The sequence below is a fragment of the Streptomyces sp. NPDC093089 genome (genome assembly GCF_044754405.1).
Lineage (GTDB): Bacteria > Actinomycetota > Actinomycetes > Streptomycetales > Streptomycetaceae > Streptomyces.
In genome coordinates this window covers 685,296-708,467 of record NZ_JBIVPA010000002.1, presented here as the reverse complement: position 1 = coordinate 708,467, position 23,172 = coordinate 685,296, and the positions used below count along the sequence as shown (strand labels likewise).

Below are 23,172 nucleotides of genomic sequence, written 5' to 3'. Positions count from 1 at the left end.
ATCAGGATTCCTTCTCCAGCTGGAAGTGCCAGATGCCCGTGAGCGTCTTGCCGGTGTTCTCGACGATGGTCACCTGGGTCTTGTCGGTGGCCTCGCCGGTCTGCGAGGAGAAGAAGGCGCTGGCCGGAATGGTCCGGTACGTCTTCTTGTACGGCTCCGGCTCGGCCTGCTGGCCACCGAGGAAGATCGTCCAGCCGCGGTCCGCGATCTCCGGGTCCACGCCGAAGCGGATCTTGTCGTCCGAGGCGACGGTGATGGTCTTCTCGGCCTTCTTGTTGAGGCACTGCTGGATCTGCGACTCCTTGATGGGGTCGCCGTTGTTGTAGCAGGCGGCCTCGGAGTGGATCGATTCGGTCCCGACCGTCACGGTCGCGAGCGGAGTCGGCTTGTCGCAGGCGGAGAGTACGAGGAGCCCGGCGGAGACGGCCCCGAGGGCGACGGCGGCCCGGCGGCGCGAGCCGGAGAAGAACGCAACGGTCATGAGCCGAAGGCTATCGGGCCGCCGCGCCCGCGCCACGCGGGGGTACGGCGTGCCGCCTCCCGGCACCCCTCCGGCCCCGCCGCCCCGACCGCACGGGCCCCGCCGGTGAACGGGCCCCGGCCCCGCCGGCGGGCGCCCGACTACGCCACCCGCGCCTTGGTGCGGTCCTTGGGGCCGGGGCGGCGGGCGGCGCCGAGGAGGCCGCGGACCGCGAGGAGCGCGCCCACCCCGAGGATGCCGGCCGCGACGGCCATGCCGAGGGTGCCGTTCAGGGGCAGGGCGATGCCGATGCCGCCGCCCACCACCCACGCCATCTGCAGCGCCGTCTCGGAGCGCGCGAACGCCGACGTCCGCACCACCTCCGGCACGTCCCGCTGGATCAGCGCGTCCAGGGACAGCTTCGACAGGGCCTGGGTGAGGCCCGCGACCGCGGTGAGGACGGCGACCATCAGGCCGCCGAAGAAGATCGCCGCGCAGATCGCCGTACCGAGCACGGTGCTGATCATGGTGGCGATGATCACTTCGGGGCCGTGGCCGCGGTCCCTGAGCAGCGAGCCCGCCGCCGTGCCGCACGCGTTCCCGATGCCCGCCGCGACGCCCACGATCCCGAGCGAGACGGCCGCGCTCTGCCCCGAGAGCGGATGCTCGCGCAGCAGGAACGCCAGGAAGAAGATCAGGAAACCCGACAGCATGCGCTGCGCCGCGTTCGCCTCCAGGCCGTGCAGCACCGACGGGCCGACCGTCCGCAGGCTCGGCTTCCGCTCGCCGTGCGTCAGCAGGTGCGCCCGCCGCTCGCCCTTCGCCGAGTCCACCTTCGGCGGCATCCGCAGCGCCCAGAACGTCCCGAGCAGGAACAGCGCGCACGCCCCGTACAGCGGCCAGCCGGGGCCGATCAGCTGGAGCCCCGCCCCGATGGGCGCGGCGATGCCGGTGGCGAGCAGCCCGGCCAGCGTGACCCGCGAGTTCGCCTTCACCAGCGAGAAGTTCGGTGGCAGCAGCCGCGGCACCACCGCGCTGCGCACCACCCCGTACGCCTTCGACGCCACGAGCACGCCGAGCGCCGCTGGATAGAGCTCCAGGCCGCCGGTCGCCACCGCCCCCGACATCATGATCGCGAGCACCGCCCTGGTCAGCATCGCGCCGGCCATCGCGGCGCGCCGACCGTGCGGGATGCGGTCGAGGAGCGGTCCGATCACCGGCGCGAGGAGCGTGAAGGGGGCCATCGTGACGGCGAGGTAGAGGGCGACGCGGCCGCGGGCCTCGTCCGTGGGCACCGAGAAGAAGACCGTCGACGCCAGGGCCACGGTGATCATGACGTCCCCGGCGCCGTTCACGGCGTGCAGCTCGATCAGCTTCCCGAGCCCCGACTCGCCCGCGCCGTGCGCGTGCGTGGCCTTCCGGATGCCCCTCGCCGTCCCCGTGAAGGGCAGGTGGAGGGCACGCCCGACCGCCCGGCCCGCTCGGCGGAGCGGTCCGGCATGATCTTCGGATCGTGCGGGAGACCGTGCGGCTGCCACTCCGTCATAGTGCCCCACCCGCACCCCTGGCGAACCGTGCCACGACGGCGAAGACCACGCGAACCCGGCGCGAACACGGTCGGAACCAGGCCGAACGTGGGTCGGCGACCGTCCGCGATCCGGGCCGAACAGGGGTCGGCGACCGCCCGTGATCCGGGCCGTACGGGGTGTGGCGACCATCCGTGATCCGGGCCGTACGGGGTGTGGCGACCGTCCCCGTTCCGGGCCGTACGGGGTCGGTGACGGTCCGCGAACGGGGTCGGGCGCGCCGCTCCGACCGTCCGCGATCCGGGCCACTTGGGACGGGCAGGTGGGCGGAGGCCCGCGAACGGGGTAGCGTGCGTAGCGCGTCACCGGCGGAAGCTCTCGGCCGCGCGCCTCTTCGGCATCCCGCAGAATGGATGGCGATAGGTGTGCCCGAGACACGCGAGACAAGTCGGGTGCGCGGACGTCGATGCGGCCCACAGGTCCGCTCCGCCCGCCGCCCGTGGCTTCGCTCCCGCCCCCTCGGCCGGCGCACCCGTGAGACGGCGTAGGAGAGAAGCGAGACCTGTGAGTGCTGCGACGACGCGAAGCGGTACCCCGCGTACCCCGCGAGCCACGCGTACCCCCGACCGTCTGTGCGTCGAGGCCGTAGACCTCGCGCGAGAGGCCGCCGAGGAGGCGGCCGCGCCCGGCATCGTCGGCGCGCACGTCGAAGTGGTCGCGGAGGGCGACCGGGTCGTCACGCACTACTTCGAGTCCAAGGAGCCCGGCTACCGGGGCTGGCGCTGGGCCGTGACGGTCACCCGCGCCTCCCGAGCCAAGAACGTCACCCTCGACGAAACCGTCCTGCTGCCCGGCTCCGACGCCCTCCTCGCCCCCGAGTGGGTGCCGTGGAGCGAGCGGCTGCGCCCCGGCGACATGGGCCCCGGCGACCTCCTGCCCACCGAGCAGGACGACCTGCGCCTGGAGCCCGGCTACTCCGGCGAGGACGCGCCGCCGCCGAACTCCGCGGTCTCCGAGGAACTGGCGGACCACCTCGACGCCGAGGACGCCGAGATCGTCACCCGCACCCCCTCGCGGGGCGCCATCGCCGCGGTCGCCGACGAGCTCGGCATGCGCCGAGCCCGCGTCCTGTCCCGCTACGGCCTGCACACGGCCGCCGACCGCTGGGACGAGGCCTTCGGCGCCAAGACGCCCATGGCCCAGGCGGCCCCCGCCTCCTGCGAGTCCTGTGCCTTCCTGGTGCCGCTGGCCGGCTCCCTGAAGCAGGCCTTCGGCCTCTGCGCCAACGAGTTCTCGCCCGCGGACGGCCGCGTCGTCTCCCTCGCCTACGGCTGCGGAGGCCACTCGGAGGCCGCGATCATGCCGAAGCCCCCGCGCCCGGCGCCCCCGGTCCTCGACTCCATGGCCGCCGACGCCTTCCCCCTCCGTCCCGCCAAGGACTCCGGCTCCACCACCGAACCGGACGCCGCCTCCGAGGACCTCGGCCACTCGTAAGGGTGTCCTGTCGACCCGGCCGGGCACGCGGGGCCTGATCGACAGCCCCGGCGCCCGTACGGGCTCCCCCGGACGCGCTCCCGCGCGCCCCGGGGCCGGGACGTGCCCCGGCGTTCGGGGCGGGGCGGAGCGCGGTACCTTCGGGCCCCGGACCTTCGGGTCCGGCACCACCGCCCGCAGCACCGCCCCGCAGAGTGGAGTCAGACGTGAGCGTCAGCGTCCGGACGACGACCGACGGAACCGACCCCTTCGGCACCGCACGGCTGCGGCGGGGCGTGCTCGACGCCTGGGGCGCCTCACCCGCCCGGTTCCGCGAGGACGCCAACGCCGAGGAGGACCTCGCACTCGGCGGCTACCGCGACCGGCTCGTCGTCGAACTCGCCCAGAACGCCTCCGACGCCGCCCACCGCGCCGGCGTCACCGGCCGCCTCCGCCTCACCCTGCACCCGGCCGACCACGAGGGCCCCGCCGTCCTCGCCGCCGCCAACACCGGCGCCCCGCTGGACGCGACGGGCGCCGAGTCGCTGTCGACGCTCCGCGCCTCCGCCAAGCGCGACCAGGGCGGACCGGACGGCCAGGGCGCCGTCGGCCGCTTCGGCGTCGGCTTCGCCGCCGTCCTCGCGGTCAGCGACGAACCCGCCGTCCTCGGCCGCCACGGCGGCGTCCGCTGGTCCCTCGCCGAAGCCCGCGAACTGGCCGCCGAAGCCGCCCGGTACAGCCCGGGCCTCGGCGACGAACTCCGCCGCCGCGACGGCCACGTACCCCTCCTGCGGCTCCCGCTGCCCGCCGAGGGCACCGCCCCCGACGGCTACGACACCGTCGTCGTCCTCCCGCTGCGCGACACCGCCGCCCAGGACCTCGCCGAACGCCTCCTCGACTCCGTCGACGACGCCCTGCTCCTCACGCTCCCCGGCCTCGCCGAGATCGTCGTCGAGACGACCGAGGGGGTACGGACCCTCCGCCGCTCCGAGGACGACGGCTACGTCCGCATCGACGACACCGCCACCGGAACCCACCGCTGGCGGACCGTCTCCCACGGCGGCCCGATCGACGCCGAACTGCTCAAGGACCGACCGGTCGAGGAACGCCTCCGCCCCCACTGGACCGTCACCTGGGCCGTACCCGTCGACGGGGAAGGGGCCCCGCGCTACCCCCGCACCACCCCCGTCGTGCACGCCCCCACGCCCACCGACGAACCCCTCGGCATCCCCGCCCTCCTCATCGCCTCCCTGCCGCTCGACACCGCCCGCCGCCACCCGGCGCCGGGCCCGCTCACCGACTTCCTGGTGCAGCGCGCCGCCGACGCGTACGCCGAACTCCTCGCCGCCTGGCACCCGGTGACGACCGCCACCCTCGACCTCGTCCCCGGCCCGCTCGGCAAGGGACCCCTCGACGGGGCCCTGCGCGAGGCGATCCTCGACCGGCTGCCGAGGGTCGCGTTCCTCGCCCCCGCCGCCCCCTCCGAGGAACTGCCCGCGCTCCGCCCCATCGAGGCCGAGGTCGCCGAAGGCGCCGGCGCCGAGACCGTCGCCGTCCTCGCCGAGGTCTTCCCGACCCTCCTCCCGGCCGGCCTCGAACGCCGGCCCGAACTCCGCACCCTCGGCATCGGCCGCGTCCCCCTCACCGAGGCCGTCGACCGGCTCGCCGGCGTCGACCGCGCCCCGACCTGGTGGTGGCGCCTCTACGACTCCCTCGCCGGCGTCGACCCCGACCGCCTCACCGGCCTCCCCGTACCGCTCGCGGACACCGTCGACGGCCTCCGCGTCCGCACCACCATCGGCCCCCGCCAGGTCCTCCTCCCGCAGGACCGCACCCCCGCCGAACTCACCCGCCTCGGCCTCAAGGTCGCCCACCCCGAGGCCGCCCACCCGCTCCTGGAGAAGCTCGGCGCCCTCCCCGCCACGCCCCGCGCGGTCCTGACGACCCCGCAGGTACGGGCGGCCGTCGCGGCCTCCCTCGACGCGGGCGAGATCTGGGACGAGGACGCCGACACCCTCGACGCCGAGGAACTCGCCGACACGGTCCTCGCCCTCGTCCGGGACGCCGAACTCGACCCCGGCGACGAGCCCTGGCTCGGCGCGCTCGCCCTCCCCGACGAGGACGGCGAACTCTCCCCGGCCGGCGAACTCGTCCTCCCCGGCTCCCCCTTCGCCGCCGTCATGCGCCCCGACGAACTCGCCTACGTCGACGCCGAACTGGCCGCCCGCTGGGGCGAGCGCCCGCTCGCCGCCTGCGGTGTCCTCGCCACCTTCGCCCTGGTCCGCGCGACCGACCTCGTCCTCGACCCCGACGAGGTCGAACCCCGCGAGAGCGACTACCCCGAGCCCGACGACGCCGGCCTCCTCGACGCCGTCGACGTCTGGTGCGAGGACGTCCTGGACCGGCTGCCCGCCACCCCGGTGCCGCCCGTCGCCACCGAGATCGTCGCCGTACGCGACCTCGACCTCGTCGACGACGACTGCTGGCCCATGGCCCTCGCGCTCCTCGCGCAGCCGCCCCTCCGCGACGCCCTCACCCAGCCCGTCCGCATCCTCCTGCCCGACGGCACCACCGAGACCGTCCGCCCCTACACCGCCTGGTGGCTCCGCGACCACCCCGTCCTCGACGGCCGCCGACCCGCCGGACTCCGCGCCGAGGGCTCCGACCCCCTCCTCGCCGGCCTCTACGACTCCGCCGACGCGACCGGCTTCGACGACGAGCAGGTCCTCCGCGCCCTCGGCGTCCGCACCTCCGTCGCCGCCCTCCTCGACGAACCCGGCGGCGCCGCCGAACTCCTCACCCGCCTCGCGGACCCCTCCCGCGAGGTCACCGCCGTCCAGCTCCACGCCCTCTACACCGCGCTCGCCGACCTCGACCCCGAGCAGGTCACCCTCCCCGACGAGCTCCGCGCCGTCGTCGACGGCGCCCTCGTCGTCGTCGACGCCGCCGACGCCCTCGTCGCCGACGCCCCCGACCTCCTCCCGCTCACCGCCGGCACCCCCCTGCTCCCCGTCTCCCCGTCCCGCGCCGCCGACCTCGCGGACCTCTTCCAGGTCCGCCGCCTCAGCGAGGCCGTCGAAGCCGAGGTCACCACCGTCGGCGAGGAACACGACGTCCCTCCCTCCGTCCATGCCCTCCTCGGCCCCGCCACCCCGGCCTCCTACATCGAGCACGACGAACTCCGCGCCGCCGGCGTCGAACTCGACTGGCGCCACACCCCCGACGGCGTCCTCCACGCCGCCACCCTCGAAGGCGTCGCCGCCGGCCTCGCCTGGGCCGCCGGCCAATGGCCCCGCCGCTTCGAAGTGGCCGCCCTCCTCGAAGACCCCTCCCGCACCACCGAACTGGCGAGGGACCGCTGGTTCGACTGACCCCGGCGACTCCCGGGGCGGCCTTCGGCCGCCCACCGGCCCCCGCGAACGCTCCGCGTCGCGGGGGTCAGTTCGTCTCGGCCCCGGAGAAGGCGGCCGTGGCGAGCTTCACGGCGTAGTCGGTGTACTGGTCGCGGGTTCCGGTGCCGGTGGGGTTGAGGGAGTAGACGAGGCGGCGGGTGAGGTCGCGGGTGGCGAAGAGGCCGTTGTCCCAGCCGGGGCGGGAGCCGGTCTTGCCCCAGACGGTGGTGCCGTTGGGGAGGGTGAGGCGCATGAGGCCGCTGGGGGCGAAGCAGGAGGTGCCGTCGAGGCAGTTCCTGTTCTGGGGGGCGCTGGGGACGTCGGGGACGGAGAAGGCCACCTTCTGGAGGGCGGGCGGGAGGAGGCGGCCGCGGAAGAGGGCGGTGGTGAAGCGGTCGAGGTCGGCGGCGGTGGAGATCATGCCGCCTTCGGCCCAGGGGTAGGGGCTCTGCTCGGTGACGTCGTCGGCGCCGACGTACACGCGGGTGTGGGGGGAGGGGAGGGCGGTGTCCCCGGCCGCCGGGAGGCTGGTGTTCCGCAGGCCGAGGGGGCGGAGGAGGCGGCGGTCGAGTTCGTCCCGGAAGGGGGTGCCGGTGGTCCTCTCGATCAGGAGGCCGGCCACGACGGTGTTGATCCCGTTGTACTGCTGGACGGTGCCCGCGGCCGGGCGGTGCCGCTGCCACATCTCGTCGTCGGCGGCGAGCGCGAACGCGTCGCGGACGCCGTCGGCCGGTGCGACCGACCTGAGCCACCAGCCCGGCCCGTCCTTGGGGCCGGGCGTCGGGGCGGGGGCGGGGAATCCGCTGGTGTGGTCGAGGATCTGGCGGACGGTCACCGCGGCGTAGTCGGCGGGGACCAGGTCCGGGAGGTAGCGGCGGACGGGGGCGTCGAGGGCGAGTCTGTGCTCGGCGACGAGCTGGAGGACGATCGTGTGGGTGAAGACCTTGCTGATGCTGCCGATGCGGAAGTGGTCGTCCGGGGACACGGCCCCGGATGTGCCGGTCCACAGGGCGCCTCTGCCCGGCCCGTCGACCCGGACGAGTGCCCCCGCCTCGTACCCGGGCAGGGGGCTGATCAGGTCGCGGAGCGGTGCGCCGTCGAAGTCCGTGCCCGCACCGCGGGTCGCCGTGGTGGCCGGGCCGTGCTCGGCGGCCGTCGCCGCGGGGACGCCGACCGAGACGGCGAGGGTGACGGCCGCGATCCCCGCCACGGTGAGGCGGCGCAGGGCGGTGGTCGGACGGTGTCGCATGGGGCTGCTCCCAGGGTGGTCGCCGCGAGGGCTCGTCGAGTGCTCCGGACACCACTGACTCTGTCGCGTCCGGCGCCCCGGGCCCATCGGTGATCACCCCGATCGCCCCCGGATCGGACCCCGGCCCCGACCCCGAGGCGGACCCCGGCCCCGACCCCGAGGCGGACCCCGAGACCCGCCCCTGAAGCAGGCCCCGAGGCAGCTCCCGAGGCCCGACCCCGACGTCAGGCCGGGAACCTGCGGTCCACCCAGCGCCAGGCGAGTTCGAGGAGGGTGGCCGCGGCCGCGGCGACGGCGACGGCGGCCCAGGGCATGGTGACGCCGACGAGTTTGAGGGCGAAGAAGTCCTGGAGCCAGGGGACGACGAGGACGAGGAGGAAGGCTCCGGCCATGGCGGCGACGAGGACGAGGCGCCAGAGGGTGTAGGGGCGGGCGACGATCGCGAGGACCCACATGGAGACGAGGAAGAGGGTGAGGGTGGCGGCGCTCGTCTCGGCCTCCAGCGCGCCGGGGCCGCTGTAGTGGTGGCGGGCGAGGAGGTAGGTGGTGAAGGTGGCGGCGGCGGCGATGACGCCGCCGGGGATGGCGTACCGCATGACGCGCCGGACGAAGTGCGGTTGGGCGCGTTCCTTGTTGGGGGCGAGGGCGAGGAAGAACGCGGGGACGCCGATGGTGAGGGTGGAGAGGAGCGTGAGGTGGCGGGGGAGGAAGGGGTACTCGACCTGGGAGCAGACGACCAGGATCGCCAGGAGGACCGAGTAGACCGTCTTGGTGAGGAAGAGGGTGGCGACGCGGGTGATGTTGCCGATGACGCGGCGGCCCTCGGCCACCACCGACGGGAGCGTGGCGAAGGAGTTGTTCAGCAGGACGATCTGGGCGACGGCCCGGGTCGCCTCCGAGCCGGATCCCATGGAGACGCCGATGTCGGCGTCCTTGAGGGCGAGGACGTCGTTGACGCCGTCGCCGGTCATGGCGACGGTGTGGCCGCGTGACTGGAGGGCGGCGACCATGTCGCGCTTCTGCCGGGGGGTGACGCGGCCGAAGATCGCGTTCTCGTCGAGGGCCTTCGCCATCTCCTCACGGTCGGTGGGGAGGGTGCGGGCGTCCACGGTGTCCGCCGCGCCGGGCATGTCGAGCTTGGCGGCGACGGCGCCGACGGAGACCGCGTTGTCGCCCGAGATGACCTTGGTGGCGACGTTCTGCTCGGCGAAGTAGGCGAGGGTGTCGGCGGCGTCGGGCCGGAGCCGCTGTTCGAGGACGACGAGGGCGGTGGCGCGGGCGTCGGTGGCGACCTCGGGGGAGTCGAGCTCGTGGACCGCGCGGGCGAGGAGGAGCACTCGGAGGCCCTGCTGGTTGAGGTGGTCGATCTCGGTGAGGGTGGGGTGGTCGGCCGCGAGGAGGACGTCGGGGGCGCCGAGGAGCCAGGTGGAGTTCTCGCCGTTGCCCTCGCTGAAGGCGGCGCCGCTGTACTTGCGGGCGGAGGAGAACGGCAGGCTCTCCGTGCAGCGCCACTCCACGGTGTCCGGGTAGGCGTCGACGATGGCCTGGAGGGAGGCGTTGGGCCGCGGGTCGGACTCGCCGAGGGCGCCGAGCACCTTCCGTACGTACGCCTCGTCGCCGCCGTCGAGGGTGCGGAGCTCCGTGACGTCCATGCCGCCCTCGGTGAGGGTGCCCGTCTTGTCGAGGCAGACGACGTCGACGCGGGCGAGGCCCTCGATGGCGGGCAGCTCCTGGACGAGGCACTGCTTGCGGCCGAGCCGGATCACGCCGACCGCGAAGGCCACGGAGGTGAGGAGGACGAGGCCCTCCGGGATCATCGGGACGATGCCGCCGACCGTGCGGGCGATGGCGTCCTTGAAGTCGTCGCCCTTGACGACGAGCTGGCTGATGACGAGCCCGATCGCGGTCGGGACCATCATCCACGTCACGTACTTGAGGATCGTGGAGATGCCGTTGCGCAGCTCCGAGTGGACCAGGGTGAAGCGGGACGCCTCCTCGGCGAGCTGGGCCGCGTACGCCTCGCGGCCGACCTTGGTGGCGGTGAAGGCGCCACCGCCGGCGACGACGAACGATCCGGACATCATGCGGTCGCCGGGTTTCTTCACCACCGGGTCGGCCTCGCCGGTCAGCAGGGACTCGTCGATCTCCAGGCTGTCGGCCTCGGCGACCACGCCGTCGACGACGACCTTGTCGCCGGGTCCGAGCTCGATGAGGTCGCCGAGGACGATCTCGGAGGTGGACAGTTCGGCGGCGCGGCCGTCGCGCCGGACGGTCGGTTTGGCCTCGCCGATGACGGCGAGGCCGTCGAGGGTCTTCTTGGCGCGGAGTTCCTGGACGATGCCGATGCCGGTGTTCGCGACGATCACGAAGCCGAAGAGGCTGTCCTGGATCGGCGCGACGATGAGCATGATCACCCAGAGCACGCCGATGATCGCGTTGAAGCGGGTGAAGACGTTGCCGCGGATGATGTCGGTGGTGGAGCGGGAGCTCCGCAGGGGTACGTCGTTGACCTCGCCGCGTGCGACGCGCTCGGCGACCTGGGCGGAGGTGAGCCCGGCGGGGTGGTGCACGACGGGGGGCTCCACCGCCTCGATCCCGCCGCCGCCCGTGTCGATCTTCGCCCGCTGAGTCATGTTTTCGACGGTACGGCCGGATTCGACCGTTCACCTGCCGAGAAGGGCGAAGATCGGACCGGGGGAGGACCGGAATCGTCCCCTGGTCTTACGCGGGACCGCCGCGGGTGGGAGTCCGTCATGCGCGGGACCGGTCGCGGGCGGGACGGGCCGAGGCTGGGACCGGTCGCGGGCGGGACGGGTCGAGGGTGGGACCGGTCGCGGGCGGAACGGGCCGAGGGTGGGACCGGTCGCGGGCGGGGTCCGTCTTACGCGGGACCGCCTCCGTCGGCGCGCGGTGCGTCCGCTTCCGCCGCGCGTGCCGCCGCGTGCCGCTTGATCGCCGCGTCCCGCTTCCGTACGTACCAGATGCCGATCAGGCCGAGTCCGGCGCCGGCCAGGCAGGTCCACACCCACGAGGTGAGGTCGCGGTCGGCGAACCAGCCGTAGAAGGGGACCTGGACGAGGAAGAGGACGAACCAGAGGATCGTCCCGCCGGTGATGGTGGCGACGACGGGCCCTTCCAGGGGCTCGGGTGCCTCGTGCTTCGGTGTCCACTTCGCCATGGGCTCAGTCTAGGTGGCGCGAATTCGCACCCCTGCATGGTCTACGCGCGGAGATGGACGCTCGATCGCTCATGTGTTCATACTGAAACGGTTTGCCTCTGGCGTGTTTCCTTCGTATGAACCGCCAAAAAGGACTTCTTCCGAAGAGGAACCCCCATGAGCACCACGGCCACCGCCAAGGCCACATCCCCGGAGAGCCCCGAGAATCCCGAGAACCAGGGAACTCCCGCCTCCGGCCTCGACCGCTTCTTCAAGATCTCCGAGCGCGGTTCCACCGTGGCCCGCGAGGTCCGCGGCGGCTTCGCCACCTTCTTCGCGATGGCCTACATCATCGTGCTGAACCCGATCATCCTCGGCAGCGCCAAGGACATGTACGGGCACCAGCTCGACAGCGGCCAGCTCGTCACCGCGACCGTCCTGACGGCGGCCTTCACGACCCTCCTCATGGGCGTCATCGGCAACGTCCCGATCGCCCTCGCCGCCGGCCTCGGCGTCAACACGGTCGTCGCGCTCCAGCTCGCGCCGAAGATGTCCTGGCCGGACGCCATGGGCATGGTCGTCCTCGCCGGCATCGTCGTGATGCTGCTCGTCGCGACCGGTCTGCGCGAGCGCGTCATGAACGCGGTCCCGGTCGGCCTGCGCAAGGGCATCGCGATCGGCATCGGCCTCTTCATCATGCTGATCGGCCTCGTCGACTCGGGCTTCGTCTCCCGCATCCCCGACGCCGCGCACACCACCGTCCCGCTCCAGCTGGGCGGCGACGGTCACCTCACCGGCTGGCCGGTCCTGGTCTTCATCCTGGGCACGCTCCTCACCCTCGCCCTGATCATCCGCAAGGTGCCGGGCGCGATCCTCATCTCGATCGTCGTGATGACGATCGTCGCGATGGTGATCAACGCGGTCGCGACCGTCCCGTCCTGGGGCCTCACCACCCCGGAGTGGCCGGGCAACCCGGTGGCCTCGCCGGACTTCGGCCTGGTGGGCGAGGTCAGCCTGTTCGGCGGCTTCGGCAAGGTCGGCATGCTGACCGGTGTCCTCTTCGTCTTCACCGTGCTGCTGTCCTGCTTCTTCGACGCGATGGGCACGATCCTGGGTGTCGGCGACGAGGCCAAGCTGATCGACAAGGACGGCAACTTCCCCGGCATCAACAAGGTCCTGCTGGTCGACGGCCTGGCCGTCGCCTCCGGCGGCGCGACCTCCTCCTCGGCCACCACGTGCTTCGTGGAGTCCACCGCGGGCGTCGGCGAAGGCGCGCGCACGGGCCTCGCCTCGGTCGTGACCGGTGGTCTCTTCTCGGTCGCGCTGTTCCTCACGCCGCTGGCGACGATGGTCCCGTCCCAGGCGGCCACGCCGGCGCTGCTCGCGGTCGGCTTCCTGATCCTGGCCGGTTCGGTCAAGGACATCGACTGGAGCGACTTCACCATCGCGGTGCCGGCGTTCCTGGCCATGGTGATGATGCCGTTCACGTACTCGATCACGAACGGCATCGGTATCGGCTTCATCGCGTTCAGCGTGCTGCGACTCGCGGCCGGCCGGGGCCGTGAGGTCCCGGTGGCCATGTACGTCGTGTCGGCTGTGTTCGTCTTCTACTACGCGATGCCGGCGTTGGGCCTGACCTGATCGTCGCGGGGCGCGTCGGAGGCCCCGTAGAACTTCTCCGTCTCCTCCACGGCGGTTTTGAACCGCGCGTCGAAGTCCTCCCGAATGAGCGTCCGGACGACATAGTCCTGGACGCTCATTCCTCTTTTGGCGGCGTGACTCTTGAGCCGGTCGAGCAGCTCACTGTCGATGCGCAGGCTGAGCACTGTCGATCCCATGTCGTCAGGGTCGGGGCAGCAGGGGCTCCTTCGCGTCACTTTCCGGATCCGACTCACTCATTTGGGTGATGCATGGATATGCAAGCGTGACCTGCCCGGATGTGATTCGTGTGACGTCTGCGTGTTCCCGTTGGTATTTAGACAGGGTAATGAGTTAGGCTAACAAACATGCCAGACCTGTCCCACGGCACCGCCGACGACGCCGCGGCCGTGAACGCGCTCCGCTCCTCCGTCATGCGACTGGGCCGACGCCTCAAGCACCAGCGCGTCGACGAGTCGCTGAGCCCGACCGAGATGTCGGTGCTCGGCACCCTGTCGCTCTGCGGCTCGGCCACCCCCGGTGAGCTGGCCCGCAAGGAACACGTCCAGCCGCCGTCGATGACCCGCATCGTCGCGCTGCTCGAAGCCAAGGGACTGGTCCGGCTGGAGCCGCACCCCGACGACCGCCGACAGAAGGTGGTCAGCCAGACCGAGCAGGCCACGACCATGCTCGAAGAGTCCCGCCGCAAGCGGAACGCCTGGCTGGCCGCCCTCGCCGAAGGCCTGGACGAGGACGAATGGGCCAAGCTGCGCGCGGCCGCCCCGGTCCTGGAGAAGCTCGCCCACCTACCCCCGGCTCCCCGGGGGTAGCCCCCAGGGCCGGGGGAGCCCCCGGACCCGACGCGCCAAGGAGGCGACGCGCTTTGAGTACGGGACACGGAGCAGACTCCGCACCCGTCCACAAACCCACCCTCGACACCCGCGGGCGGGGAGGAACCCTCTTCGGGGACACCTTCTCCTCGCTCGGGATCCGGAACTACCGGCTGTTCTTCACCGGAGCGATCGTCTCCAACACCGGTACGTGGATGGCCCGGATCACCCAGGACTGGCTGGTCCTGAGCCTCACCGGCTCGGCCGCCGCCGTCGGCATCACGACCGCCCTGCAGTTCCTGCCGATGCTGCTCTTCGGGCTGTACGGCGGTGTCATCGCCGACCGCTACCCGAAGCGGCTCCTGCTCCTCTTCAGCCAGGGCGCCCTCGGACTCTGCGGCCTCGCGCTCGCCGTCCTCACCCTCTCCGGCTCCGTCCAGGTCTGGCACGTCTACCTGATCGCCTTCCTCCTCGGCCTGGTGACCGTCGTCGACAACCCGGCCCGGCAGTCCTTCGTCTCCGAGATGGTCGGCCCGAAGCAGCTGCGCAACGCCGTCTCCCTGAACTCGGCGAACTTCCAGTCCGCGCGGCTCGTCGGCCCCGCCGTCGCCGGCGTCCTCATCGCCGGAGTCGGCAGCGGCTGGGCCTTCCTCCTCAACGGCCTGTCGTTCCTCGCCCCGCTCGTGAGCCTCCTGCTCATGCGGACGAGCGAACTCCACAAGGTGGAGCGCACCCCGCGCGGCAAGGGCCAGCTGAGAGAGGGCCTGCGGTACGTGGCCGGGCGGCCGGACCTCATCTGGCCGATCGTCCTCGTCGGCTTCATCGGCACCTTCGGGTTCAACTTCCCGATCTGGCTCACCGCCTTCTCCGGCGACGTCTTCCACGTCGGCGCCGGCACGTACGGCCTCCTCAACACCCTGATGGCGGCCGGCTCCCTGGTCGGAGCCCTCGCCGCGGCCCGCCGCGGCTCGACCCGGCTGCGGATGCTGGTGATCGCGGCGGCCGTCTTCGGCGTCCTGGAGATCGCGGCGGCCCTGTCGCCCGCGTTCTGGATGTTCGCGCTGCTGCTCGTACCGATCGGCATGATCGGCCTCACGGTCAACGTCACCGCGAACTCGGCCGTCCAGATGGCCACCGACCCGGCCATGCGCGGCCGCGTCATGAGCCTCTACATGATGGTGTTCGCCGGCGGCACGCCGATCGGCGCGCCCCTCCTCGGCTGGGTCACCGACACCTACGGCGCCCGCGTCGGCTTCGCGACGGGCGGCGCGATCTCGCTCGTGGCCGCGGTCGTCGTCGGCCTCGTCCTCGCCCGCGTCGGCGGCCTCAAGGTCGCCATGGGCTGGCGTCACGGCCACCCCCAGGTCCGCTTCGTGGCCCGCGAGCGGCTGGCGACGGCGGCGTAGGAGCAGAAGCAGGCGTAGGCGTTCGGCCGCCTCGGAGTTGCCGGCCCCCCCTTGACCTCTCGCTCACGCGTGCGAGGATCACCGAGCCGTGCAGGTGATGATCAAGAAAAAAGGGGGGCTTGCACGCCCATGCCATTGACCCGCCGTAACGTCCTGACCGCGATGGCCGCCGCTCCGGTCCTCGTCCCGGTCCTCGCTCCCGTAGGAGCAGCCCAAGCGGCCGTCCCGCAGGCGGCTGTCCCGCAGGCGGTCCTCCCGCAGGCCGAGCCCGCCGTCTGGCCCGCCGCCGCCACCCTGCCCGCCGGGCACAGGTTCGACCTGAAGGCCCTGCCCACCGACCTGCTGGGCAGGGAGATCCTCCTCGAACACACCAGGGTGCACCAGCAGGTCGCCTTCGACCCGGTGACCGGCCTGGCGTACGCCGTGCAGCTCATGAGCGGCGGCCGCCGGCTCCCGGACGAGGATCCGGAGGTCACGCTGAATACGGAGGACCGCAACCGGCGGGGCGACCTGTGCGTCAACCAGCTCGCGCCCGACGGCACCGTCCTCGCCGTCATGCACCTGAGGGGCTTCGGCCACGGCGGCGGCCTCGGCGTCGAGCACGTCGACGGCACGCCGTGGCTCTGGCTGGAGACCGACGCGGACCGCGTCAGCGAACCGGTGAAGTTCGCCTACGGCAAGCACATCGGCCGGGTCGCGTTCACGCCCGGCGCCGTCGTCGACGCGGGCAGCAGCCTCGTCGAGGTGTTCGACCCCGTCCCGGGCGCCGCCATGATCACCCCGTCCCTGGACGTCGACCACGGCCGCATCGCGGTGCGCCACGAGACGTCCGGCGTCGCGGAGTACCGCGTGTACGGGCTCGACGCCTTCAAGAACCGCGTCTTCACCCCGGAGCACAGCTTCCCGGCGCAGTACGCCACCCAGTCCTGGTGCCTGTACGGGAACCTCGTCCACCAGAACCAGGGCAGCGCCTACAGCACCACCAACCCGAGTCCCGGCAACTCCTGGTGGACGGTCTACGACGTCCGCACCGGCAAGGTGGTCGAGCGGACCTTCAACGCCACCGCCCTCGACCTGGCCCACCGCGAGACCGAAGCGATCACCGTCCGCCGAACGCCCGCGGGGCCGCAGCTCGTCTTCGGCTTCGCCACCCAGGAGACACGACACATGGCCCTCTACGGCATCTCCGGCACCACCGTCCCGTGGACCGACCTGGTCTGCGACCCCGCCTACACCGCCACCGACAGCTACAGCCCGCAGTACCGCCAGTCGGGCGACCGCGTCGACCTCCGCCTCCGGGTGACCCGCGTCGACCTGAAGCCGTGGACCAGCGGCGAGACGATCCTCACGCTCCCGCCGCACCTCCGCCCCGGCCGCACCCAGGGCATGGTGGGCACGGCGACCGGCGCCGGCACGATCACCGGCCCCCTCGCCGTCCGCTGGGAGGTCACCCCCGACGGCCGGCTGCGCGTCTACGACGAGCGCGGGTTCGCCGGCTGGATCGCCTTGGACGCCGGGTACTTCACCAGCTGACGGGGAACCGCCGGGTGGCGGGTCCTCCGACCCGCCGCTCCAGCACCTGCCCCGGCCAGTCGCCCACCGCGAACGGTTCCGTACGGGTGAAGCCCCGGCCCTCGTAGTACGCGATCAGCCGCCCCTCGCTCCCGGCGAAGCAGTCGACGCGCAGCAGGGAGACGCCCCGGCGCCGGGTCTCGGCCTCGGCGTGGGCGAGGAGGGCGGCGCCCACCCCGTGGCCGTGGAAGCGGGCGTCGGTGGCGAGGAGGCGGACGTACACCTCGGGCTCGCCGGCCGGGGCGACGTGCCGGCCGGGGTGCGGGGTCGGCGTCATCGTGCCCGCCGGTACGCCGTCGACCTCGGCGATCCACGGGTCGCCCTCGCCCATCGTCCGCTCGACCTGCTCGACGGCCTCGGGGCGGCCGGAGAACGACTCCGTGCCCCACTGGGCGGTGGTCCCCCTGCCGTTCGGCCACACCACGGCGCTGTCGAGAATCGCGAGTATCGCAGGGAGGCCGTCGGCCCCGCCCTTGCGGATCTTCATGCCGCCGCGGCCAGTCGCTGTCAGACTTTCCCCATGAGGCTCTTCGCCGCGGTCCTGCCGCCCCCGGAGCGGCTGGCCGAACTCGGACACGTCGTCGACCGACTGCACCGGCTGCCGGGGGCCGACGGGCTGCGCTGGACGACGCGGCCCGGGTGGCACCTCACGCTCGCCTTCATGGGGGAGGTGGACGAGGAGCTGCTGCCGGAGCTGCGGGAGCGGCTGGCCAGGGCCGCGCACCGGACGCCGCCGTTCGCGCTGCGGCTGCACGGCGGCGGCCACTTCGGGCGGCGGGCGCTGTGGACGGGTGTCGCCGGGGGCCTGGACGAGCTGCGGCTGCTGGCCGAGCGCGCGGACGCCGCCGCACGGCGGGCGGGGGTCGCGATGGAGGAGCACCGCCGCTACCAGGCGCACCTGACGCTCGCGCGGGCGCGGACGGACGAGGTGGACCTGCGCCCGTTCCAGGACGAGCTGGGCGCCTTCGAGGGCGGCCGCTGGGAGGTCGCCGAGCTGGCGCTCGTGCGGTCGAACCTGCCGGTGAGCGGGGTGCCGGGTGAGCAGCCGCGGTACGAGAAGGTCGGCGGCTGGCCCCTGGAAGGGGCGGAGAGCGGCCGGGCCGGGGACGGGCGGCCGGGACGGGCGGGTTAACCTCGAAGGGTGGACCCGAAGACCCGTAACCGGATCATGGCCGGCGCGCTCGTACTGATGTTCGCGATCATCGCGGTGGCGTCGGTGGTCGGCCAGTAGCCCCTGCGCGCGGGGCCGAGGCCGCCCCTACCCACCCCGCGAGAAGCCCCTTGCTTCGAGTGCGCTCGAAGCAGTTGGCTTGACTCCCATGAAGTACACGCAGCTCGGACGCACCGGACTCAAGGTCAGCCGACTCGTCCTCGGGACGATGAACTTCGGACCGCAGACGGACGAACCCACCAGCCACGCCATCATGGACACGGCGCTGGACGCGGGTCTCAACTTCTTCGACACCGCCAACGTGTACGGGTGGGGTGAGAACAAGGGGCGGACCGAGGAGATCGTCGGCTCCTGGTTCGCCAAGGGCGACGGCCGCCGCGACCGGACCGTCCTCGCCACCAAGGTCTACGGGAACATGGGCACCGACGGCGACGCCTGGCCCAACCACGACAAGCTCTCGGCGCTGAACATCCGCCGCGCCGTCGAGGCCAGCCTCAAGCGGCTCGGCACCGACTACATCGACGTCTACCAGTTCCACCACATCGACCGCTCGACCCCCTTCGAGGAGATCTGGCAGGCCGTCGACGTCCTGATCCAGCAGGGCAAGGTCCTCTACGCGGGCTCCTCGAACTTCCCCGGCTACAAGATCGCCCAGGCCAACGAGGCCGCCGCCCGCCGCGGCTCCGTCGGCCTCGTCAGCGAGCAGTGCCTCTACAACCTCTTCGAGCGGCGCGCGGAGATGGAGGTCATCCCGGCCGCCCAGGAGTACGGCCTCGGGGTCATCCCCTGGTCCCCGCTGCACGGCGGCCTGCTCGGCGGCGTCCTCAAGAAGGAGGCCGAGGGCAAGCGCCGTACGGAGGGCCGCGCCGCCGCCACCCTCGCCGACCCGGCCTCCCGCGCGAAGCTCCAGGCCTACGAGGACCTGCTCGACAAGCACGGCCTCGCGCCCGGCGAGACGGCCCTCGCCTGGCTGCTCACCCGCCCCGGCGTCACCGGCCCGATCGTCGGCCCGCGCACCCCCGAGCAGCTCGCCGGCGCGCTCCGCGCCCTGGAGACCGAGCTGAGCGACGAGGTCCTGGCCGGCCTCGACGAGGTCTTCCCCGGCCCGGGCCCGTCGCCGGAGGCCTTCGCCTGGTGACGCCGCCGCCGGCGGCGATCCTGCCGCCGGCGGTCCGTCCCCGGGTCCCGTTCCTGGGGGTCCCGTCCCCTGGGGTCCGTCCCTGGGGCCCCGTCCCGGGCGGCCCCGTCCCGGGCGGCCCCGTCCCGGGCGGCCCCGTCCCGGGCGGTCCCGTCTCCCGTGGTCCCGTGAGGGCTCAGGGGGTGCCGAGCCAGCTGGTGGCGTCCAGGCGGAACGCCGTCTCCGCGGGGACGACGGTCCGCAGGGCGCCCTCCAGGTCGCGGACGCGGTCCGCGCCGAGGGCCGCGACCCACTCCGCGCGCAGTTCGTCGAAGATCGCGGCGGAGCGGGCGAGCGCCGCGTACCCGCGCGGGGTGAGGTGCACGAGTTTGCGGCGGGCGTCGGCGGGGTCGTCGGCGCGCTCGGCGTAGCCGAGGGCGAGCAGCCGGTCCACGGTCTTGCCGGCGGCCTGCTTGGAGACGCCGAGGCGCCGCCCGATCTCGCTGGCGGTCGCCCCCTGGGTGCCGACCGCCTGCATGGCGAAGCCGTGCGCGGGGCGCATGTCCGGGTGGCCCTCGGCGGCGAGGCGGGCGTGCAGCCCGTCGATGAGCATGCGGAAGCCGCCGAAGAGGAGCAGGGGGAGTTCGTGGCCGGGGCCGTCGGCGGGCGGTGTGCGGGGATCCCCCTTGCCGATATCGACAACCTGGTTTACGTTTTCTCCAGCGACATGGTCAACCATGTTGTCGATTCTACGTCCGGACGTCCAGAGATCCGGACATCCGCGCATCCAGGCATCCACGCATCCAGGGGGAACCGCCTTGTCCGCAGCCGTCTCCGCACCCGAACCCGCCCTCGCCTCCGTCCCCGCCGACATGTCCGCTCGCGCCGCCGCAGCCGTCGCCCTCCTCAAGGAGTCCCCGGAGACCTTCGACGGCTTCCTGAAGCTGAGCGCGATCTTCGAGTCCACGACGCTCGACCCGCACTCCCGGGAGACGGTCGTCCTGACCGTCGCCGAGCGCAACCAGTGCCACCTGTGCGTCGACATGCACGAGGCCAAGATGGCCGCGCTCGGGCCGGCGCCGGAGCCCGAACGCCTCGCGGCCGTCCGGACGTTCACCCTCCGGGTGCTCGCCTCCTCCGGCGCCGTCGGTGACGCGGACCTGGCCGCCTTCGAGGAGGCCGGCTACACCCGCCGCAACGCCCTGGAGGTCGTCCTCGGGGTGGGCACGTACACCCTCTCCACCTTCGCGAACCGCCTCGTCCGCGCGGCCTGACCCGCGCGGCCCGACCTCTGCGGCCCGGCCCTCGCGGCCCGGTTCGCGGGTGCTCAGCCGGAGTACGGGCCGCCGAGGCCCCAGGCCTGGTGCATCGCGTCGGCGAAGGCGGCGGCCAGCTTGTGCTCGCCGGTGGGGCCCGGGTGGGTGCCGTCGTAGGTGTCGGTCGCGAGGTCGTACGACTCGGGGATCGTCGCGAGCAGCAGGGGGGAGGCGGCCGTGTCCAGGTCGGCGACGGCCTTGGCGAGGAGCTCGTTGAAGCGGGCGCACTCGGCGGCGAAGGGGGCGTCGTAGCCGGCGCGGACGTTGGGGATGACCGGCAGGAGGACGGCCCGCACGCGCGGGTTCGCGGCGCGGGCCGCCGCGACGAACGCCCGGACGTTCTCCTCCGTCTGGTCGCTGTTCGTGTAGAACCCGAGGTCGATCAGACCCAGGGAGATCAGCAGGACGTCCGCGCCCGTGGCCGTGACCGTCTCGCCGATCACCGGCGCCATGTGCAGCCAGCCCTCGCCCCAGCCGGCCAGGTGGCGCCGCGCCGCGGCGGGGAAGTCCGGGTCCGCGTAGGCCTCGACGCCGTCCGGCGCGTCGGCGGCCGTCGGGTCGTAGAGCCCGGTACGCGGACCCACGATCTCGTACCCCCCGGGAAGCACGGCCTCCAGGTGCCGCCACATCCGGTGGCGCCAGGTCCAGTCGCCGACGCGTCCGATGGTCATGCTGTCGCCGACGAACAGAAAACGCATGGTCACATCATCGCGGACCGCGTCCCGGCGCAGCGACGGCGCTGCGACGTGATCCGGGACACGGGGCACGGGGCACGGGGCACGGGGCACGGGGCACGGGACACGGGGCACGGGGCGTCGGGCCCCGTCGGGGCCTAAGCCGTCACGAACGCGCCGACCGTCTCGGCGAACCACTCCGGGTCGTCGTGCCACGGGAAGTGCCCGGCGCCCGCGAGGACGGCGAGCTCGGCCTTCGGGAAGAGGTCCGCGTACGCGGCCGCCGTCGGTACCGGGGTGTTGGCGTCGCCTTCGCCGGCGACGACGAGGACCGGCCGGTCGAAGGCCGCGAACGCGGCGCGGGTGGCGTCCGGCGCGTAGGCGCCCTCGCCTCCGTAGACGGCCGCGCCCGCGGCGTTCCGCTGCCGGTGGCTGTCGGCGTGCCGTTCCCGTGCGGCCGCGTCCCAGGTGCCGTGGAAGAACGGTGCGATCGCCGCGAAGGCCGCCGCGGAACCGCGTCCGGCCGCGAGCTCCTGGAGCGCCGCGTACGCCTCCGGGAACCACGGCTCCGCCTCGCGCCACGGCTGCCGGGCGGCGGCGAGCCGCTCCTCGCCGCTCGTGTCGAGGCCGGGCGCCGCCGCGCCGGGCGTGACCAGCACGAGCCGGCCGACGCGCGCCGGGTGCCGGGTCACGTACAGCGCGGCCAGGTTCGCGCCCGCCGAGTGTCCGAGCACGTCGACGGTGTCCAGGCCCAGGTGCGCGCGCAGCGCCTCCACGTCCTCGACGAGCCGGTCGCAGCGGTACGACGCCGGGTCGGCCGGCGTCGCGGAGGCGCCGGTGCCCCGCAGGTCGAGGTGGACCAGCGACCGGCGGGCGGCCAGCCCGCCGAGGTCACCCAGATAGGCGGAGTCCTGGAGCGGACCGCCCGGGAGGCAGAGCAGCGGCTCCCCGGCGCCGGAGCCGCCGCTCCCGGAGTCGTGACCGGAGAAGTGATAGGCGAGTTCCGTGCCGTCGGGCGCGGTGAAAGTGGGCATGCGCGCGACCATGGCAGGACCTCCGTCCCAGGTCAACAAGGTTTCGCGGGTGGTGGGCGCACCGCACCGCCCGGCGTCCGCGGCGCCGCCGTGGCAGGCTTGGGCCCATGCGATCCGTTCTGTGCGCCCTCGGCGCGGCGGCGGCCCTGGTGCTGCTCCCCGCCGGCCATGCCCATGCCGAAGGACAGGAACCCGACCGGGACTTCACGATCGAGGACCCGCGGATCACCGAGTCGAGCGGCCTCGCCGCGAGCCGCGCCCACCCGGGGATCTACTGGACCCACAACGACCAGGACGCGCCCCTGGTCTACGGCATCGACTCCCGTACGGGGAAGACGGTCGCGACCCTGACGCTGAAGGGCGTCGGCACGCCCCGCGACATGGAGGCGATCTCCGTCGGCCCGGACGGCGACCTCTACGTCGGCGACATCGGCGACAACCTCGACGGCTCCTGGGACCACGTCTGGATCTACCGCTTCCCCGAGCCGAAGGTCCTGAAGGACCAGACGGTGACGGCGACCCAGTACGACGTGAAGTACGCCGACGGGCCGCGCAACGCCGAGGCGATGATGGTCCATCCGAAGACCGGCCGGGTCTACATCGCCAGCAAGAACGAGGACGGCGGCGGCCTCTACGCCGGCCCCGACCGCCTCTCCGCGTCCGGCACGAACGTCTTCCGCCGCGTCGACGAGGTCCCGTGGGTCACCGACGGCGCGTTCTCCCCGGACGGCGACCGGCTCGTCCTGCGCGGCTACTTCAGCGCCAAGGAGTACGCCTGGAAGGGCGGCCGCCTCGGCGACGACGGCACCTCCGCCGGAGCGCCCTTCCAGGGCCAGGCGGAGTCGGTGACGTACACCCCGGACGGTTCGGCCTTCATGTTCGGCTCCGAGGGCCGCGACAGCCGGGTGGTGCGGGTGGACCGGCCGAACGCCGGCCGCCCGTCGGGCGAGCCGACGGAGGCGGCGCCGGGCGGTGCGCCGAAGTCCCCCTCGGCGCCCGCCGCCGACGGCGAGCAGGGCAACGTCACGACCGGCTTCCTCGTCCTCGCCGGCGCCACCGTCCTCGTGGTCGGCGTCAAACGCCTCCTGCGCAGGGGCTGACCCCGGACCGGTGGCCGGCGACCGGCGACCGGTGGCCGGCCACCGATGGCCGGTCGC

The 23,172-nt window shown here is 73.3% G+C and carries 20 protein-coding genes; 10 read left to right on the top strand and 10 right to left on the bottom strand.

Annotation, left to right across the window (positions count from 1 at the left end):
• Nucleotide 1: 1 nt before the first annotated feature.
• Together ACIQFX_RS06875 and ACIQFX_RS06870 are read right to left on the bottom strand one after the other, a co-directional pair.
• Entirely contained in the window at nucleotides 2-481 is a 480-nt protein-coding gene (locus tag ACIQFX_RS06875) for a DUF2771 domain-containing protein (RefSeq protein WP_402459531.1), read from the bottom strand.
• A 140-nt stretch (nucleotides 482-621) separates the two neighbouring features.
• On the bottom strand, nucleotides 622-1,998 hold the full coding sequence (locus ACIQFX_RS06870; protein WP_402459529.1) for an MFS transporter: 1,377 nt from the start codon (nucleotides 1,996-1,998) through the stop codon (nucleotides 622-624).
• A gap of 552 nt (nucleotides 1,999-2,550) precedes the next feature.
• Here ACIQFX_RS06870 and ACIQFX_RS06865 point away from each other — a divergent pair.
• Together ACIQFX_RS06865 and ACIQFX_RS06860 are read left to right on the top strand one after the other, a co-directional pair.
• Entirely contained in the window at nucleotides 2,551-3,480 is a 930-nt protein-coding gene (locus ACIQFX_RS06865) for a DUF3027 domain-containing protein (protein WP_402459527.1), read from the top strand.
• 194 nt (nucleotides 3,481-3,674) lie between these two features.
• Entirely contained in the window at nucleotides 3,675-6,830 is a 3,156-nt protein-coding gene (locus ACIQFX_RS06860; RefSeq protein ID WP_402459526.1) for a sacsin N-terminal ATP-binding-like domain-containing protein, read from the top strand.
• A gap of 67 nt (nucleotides 6,831-6,897) precedes the next feature.
• On the opposite strand, the gene ACIQFX_RS06855 is transcribed toward ACIQFX_RS06860, so the two are convergent.
• The 3 genes from ACIQFX_RS06855 to ACIQFX_RS06845 form a co-directional block, all read right to left on the bottom strand.
• Nucleotides 6,898-8,100 carry a serine hydrolase domain-containing protein gene (locus ACIQFX_RS06855; RefSeq protein WP_402459524.1) on the bottom strand — a complete coding sequence of 401 codons (1,203 nt, stop codon included), beginning with the start codon at nucleotides 8,098-8,100 and terminating at the stop codon, nucleotides 6,898-6,900.
• Between the two features lie 224 nt (nucleotides 8,101-8,324).
• Nucleotides 8,325-10,733, bottom strand: coding sequence for an HAD-IC family P-type ATPase (locus ACIQFX_RS06850; RefSeq protein ID WP_402459522.1), 2,409 nt, complete (start codon nucleotides 10,731-10,733; stop codon nucleotides 8,325-8,327).
• Nucleotides 10,734-10,981: 248 nt separating this feature from the next.
• Nucleotides 10,982-11,278, bottom strand: a complete 297-nt coding sequence (locus ACIQFX_RS06845; RefSeq protein WP_402459520.1) for a DUF2530 domain-containing protein — start codon at nucleotides 11,276-11,278, stop codon at nucleotides 10,982-10,984.
• 156 nt (nucleotides 11,279-11,434) lie between these two features.
• Here ACIQFX_RS06845 and ACIQFX_RS06840 point away from each other — a divergent pair, with 156 nt between their 5' ends.
• Nucleotides 11,435-12,898 carry an NCS2 family permease gene (locus ACIQFX_RS06840; RefSeq protein ID WP_402459518.1) on the top strand — a complete coding sequence of 488 codons (1,464 nt, stop codon included), beginning with the start codon at nucleotides 11,435-11,437 and terminating at the stop codon, nucleotides 12,896-12,898.
• Here ACIQFX_RS06840 and ACIQFX_RS06835 read toward each other — a convergent pair.
• Entirely contained in the window at nucleotides 12,868-13,095 is a 228-nt protein-coding gene (locus tag ACIQFX_RS06835; protein ID WP_402459516.1) for a hypothetical protein, read from the bottom strand. The two genes, ACIQFX_RS06840 and ACIQFX_RS06835, sit on opposite strands and share 31 nt — an antisense overlap.
• Nucleotides 13,096-13,263: 168 nt before the next feature.
• On the opposite strand from ACIQFX_RS06835, the gene ACIQFX_RS06830 reads away from it, so the two are divergent.
• The 3 genes from ACIQFX_RS06830 (at nucleotide 13,264) to ACIQFX_RS06820 (ending at nucleotide 16,664) form a co-directional block, all read left to right on the top strand.
• Nucleotides 13,264-13,725, top strand: a complete 462-nt coding sequence (locus ACIQFX_RS06830) for a MarR family winged helix-turn-helix transcriptional regulator (RefSeq protein WP_402459514.1) — start codon at nucleotides 13,264-13,266, stop codon at nucleotides 13,723-13,725.
• Between the two features lie 53 nt (nucleotides 13,726-13,778).
• The gene (locus ACIQFX_RS06825; RefSeq protein WP_402459513.1) at nucleotides 13,779-15,131 is read left to right on the top strand and encodes an MFS transporter; all 1,353 of its coding nucleotides are present in this window, start codon (nucleotides 13,779-13,781) and stop codon (nucleotides 15,129-15,131) included.
• Between the two features lie 129 nt (nucleotides 15,132-15,260).
• Entirely contained in the window at nucleotides 15,261-16,664 is a 1,404-nt protein-coding gene (locus tag ACIQFX_RS06820; protein ID WP_402459511.1) for a signaling protein, read from the top strand.
• On the opposite strand, the gene ACIQFX_RS06815 is transcribed toward ACIQFX_RS06820, so the two are convergent.
• Nucleotides 16,654-17,190: a GNAT family N-acetyltransferase gene (locus ACIQFX_RS06815; RefSeq protein ID WP_402459509.1), complete on the bottom strand. Its 537-nt coding sequence runs from the start codon at nucleotides 17,188-17,190 to the stop codon at nucleotides 16,654-16,656. The two genes, ACIQFX_RS06820 and ACIQFX_RS06815, sit on opposite strands and share 11 nt — an antisense overlap.
• 33 nt (nucleotides 17,191-17,223) lie before the next feature.
• On the opposite strand from ACIQFX_RS06815, the gene thpR reads away from it, so the two are divergent.
• Both thpR and ACIQFX_RS06805 read left to right on the top strand, forming a co-directional pair.
• Entirely contained in the window at nucleotides 17,224-17,835 is a 612-nt protein-coding gene (gene thpR / locus ACIQFX_RS06810; RefSeq protein WP_402459507.1) for an RNA 2',3'-cyclic phosphodiesterase, read from the top strand.
• 187 nt (nucleotides 17,836-18,022) lie between these two features.
• Nucleotides 18,023-19,012 (top strand): aldo/keto reductase, encoded by a 990-nt coding sequence (locus ACIQFX_RS06805; RefSeq protein WP_402459505.1) that lies wholly within the window; start codon nucleotides 18,023-18,025, stop codon nucleotides 19,010-19,012.
• Nucleotides 19,013-19,187: 175 nt separating this feature from the next.
• Here the strand turns inward: ACIQFX_RS06805 and ACIQFX_RS06800 are convergent, their stop codons facing one another.
• Nucleotides 19,188-19,730: a MarR family winged helix-turn-helix transcriptional regulator gene (locus ACIQFX_RS06800; RefSeq protein ID WP_402459503.1), complete on the bottom strand. Its 543-nt coding sequence runs from the start codon at nucleotides 19,728-19,730 to the stop codon at nucleotides 19,188-19,190.
• Between the two features lie 133 nt (nucleotides 19,731-19,863).
• Between ACIQFX_RS06800 and ACIQFX_RS06795 the strand changes: the two genes are divergently transcribed.
• Nucleotides 19,864-20,265 (top strand): carboxymuconolactone decarboxylase family protein, encoded by a 402-nt coding sequence (locus ACIQFX_RS06795; protein ID WP_402459600.1) that lies wholly within the window; start codon nucleotides 19,864-19,866, stop codon nucleotides 20,263-20,265.
• A gap of 53 nt (nucleotides 20,266-20,318) precedes the next feature.
• On the opposite strand, the gene ACIQFX_RS06790 is transcribed toward ACIQFX_RS06795, so the two are convergent.
• Both ACIQFX_RS06790 and ACIQFX_RS06785 read right to left on the bottom strand, forming a co-directional pair.
• Nucleotides 20,319-21,005, bottom strand: coding sequence for a GDSL-type esterase/lipase family protein (locus ACIQFX_RS06790; RefSeq protein WP_402459501.1), 687 nt, complete (start codon nucleotides 21,003-21,005; stop codon nucleotides 20,319-20,321).
• Nucleotides 21,006-21,139: 134 nt separating this feature from the next.
• Nucleotides 21,140-22,015 (bottom strand): alpha/beta fold hydrolase, encoded by an 876-nt coding sequence (locus tag ACIQFX_RS06785; protein WP_402459500.1) that lies wholly within the window; start codon nucleotides 22,013-22,015, stop codon nucleotides 21,140-21,142.
• 107 nt (nucleotides 22,016-22,122) lie between these two features.
• Here ACIQFX_RS06785 and ACIQFX_RS06780 point away from each other — a divergent pair, with 107 nt between their 5' ends.
• A complete protein-coding gene (locus tag ACIQFX_RS06780) occupies nucleotides 22,123-23,115 on the top strand; it encodes a WD40 repeat domain-containing protein (protein WP_402459499.1) in 993 nt (330 codons plus the stop codon).
• Nucleotides 23,116-23,172 lie beyond the last annotated feature (57 nt).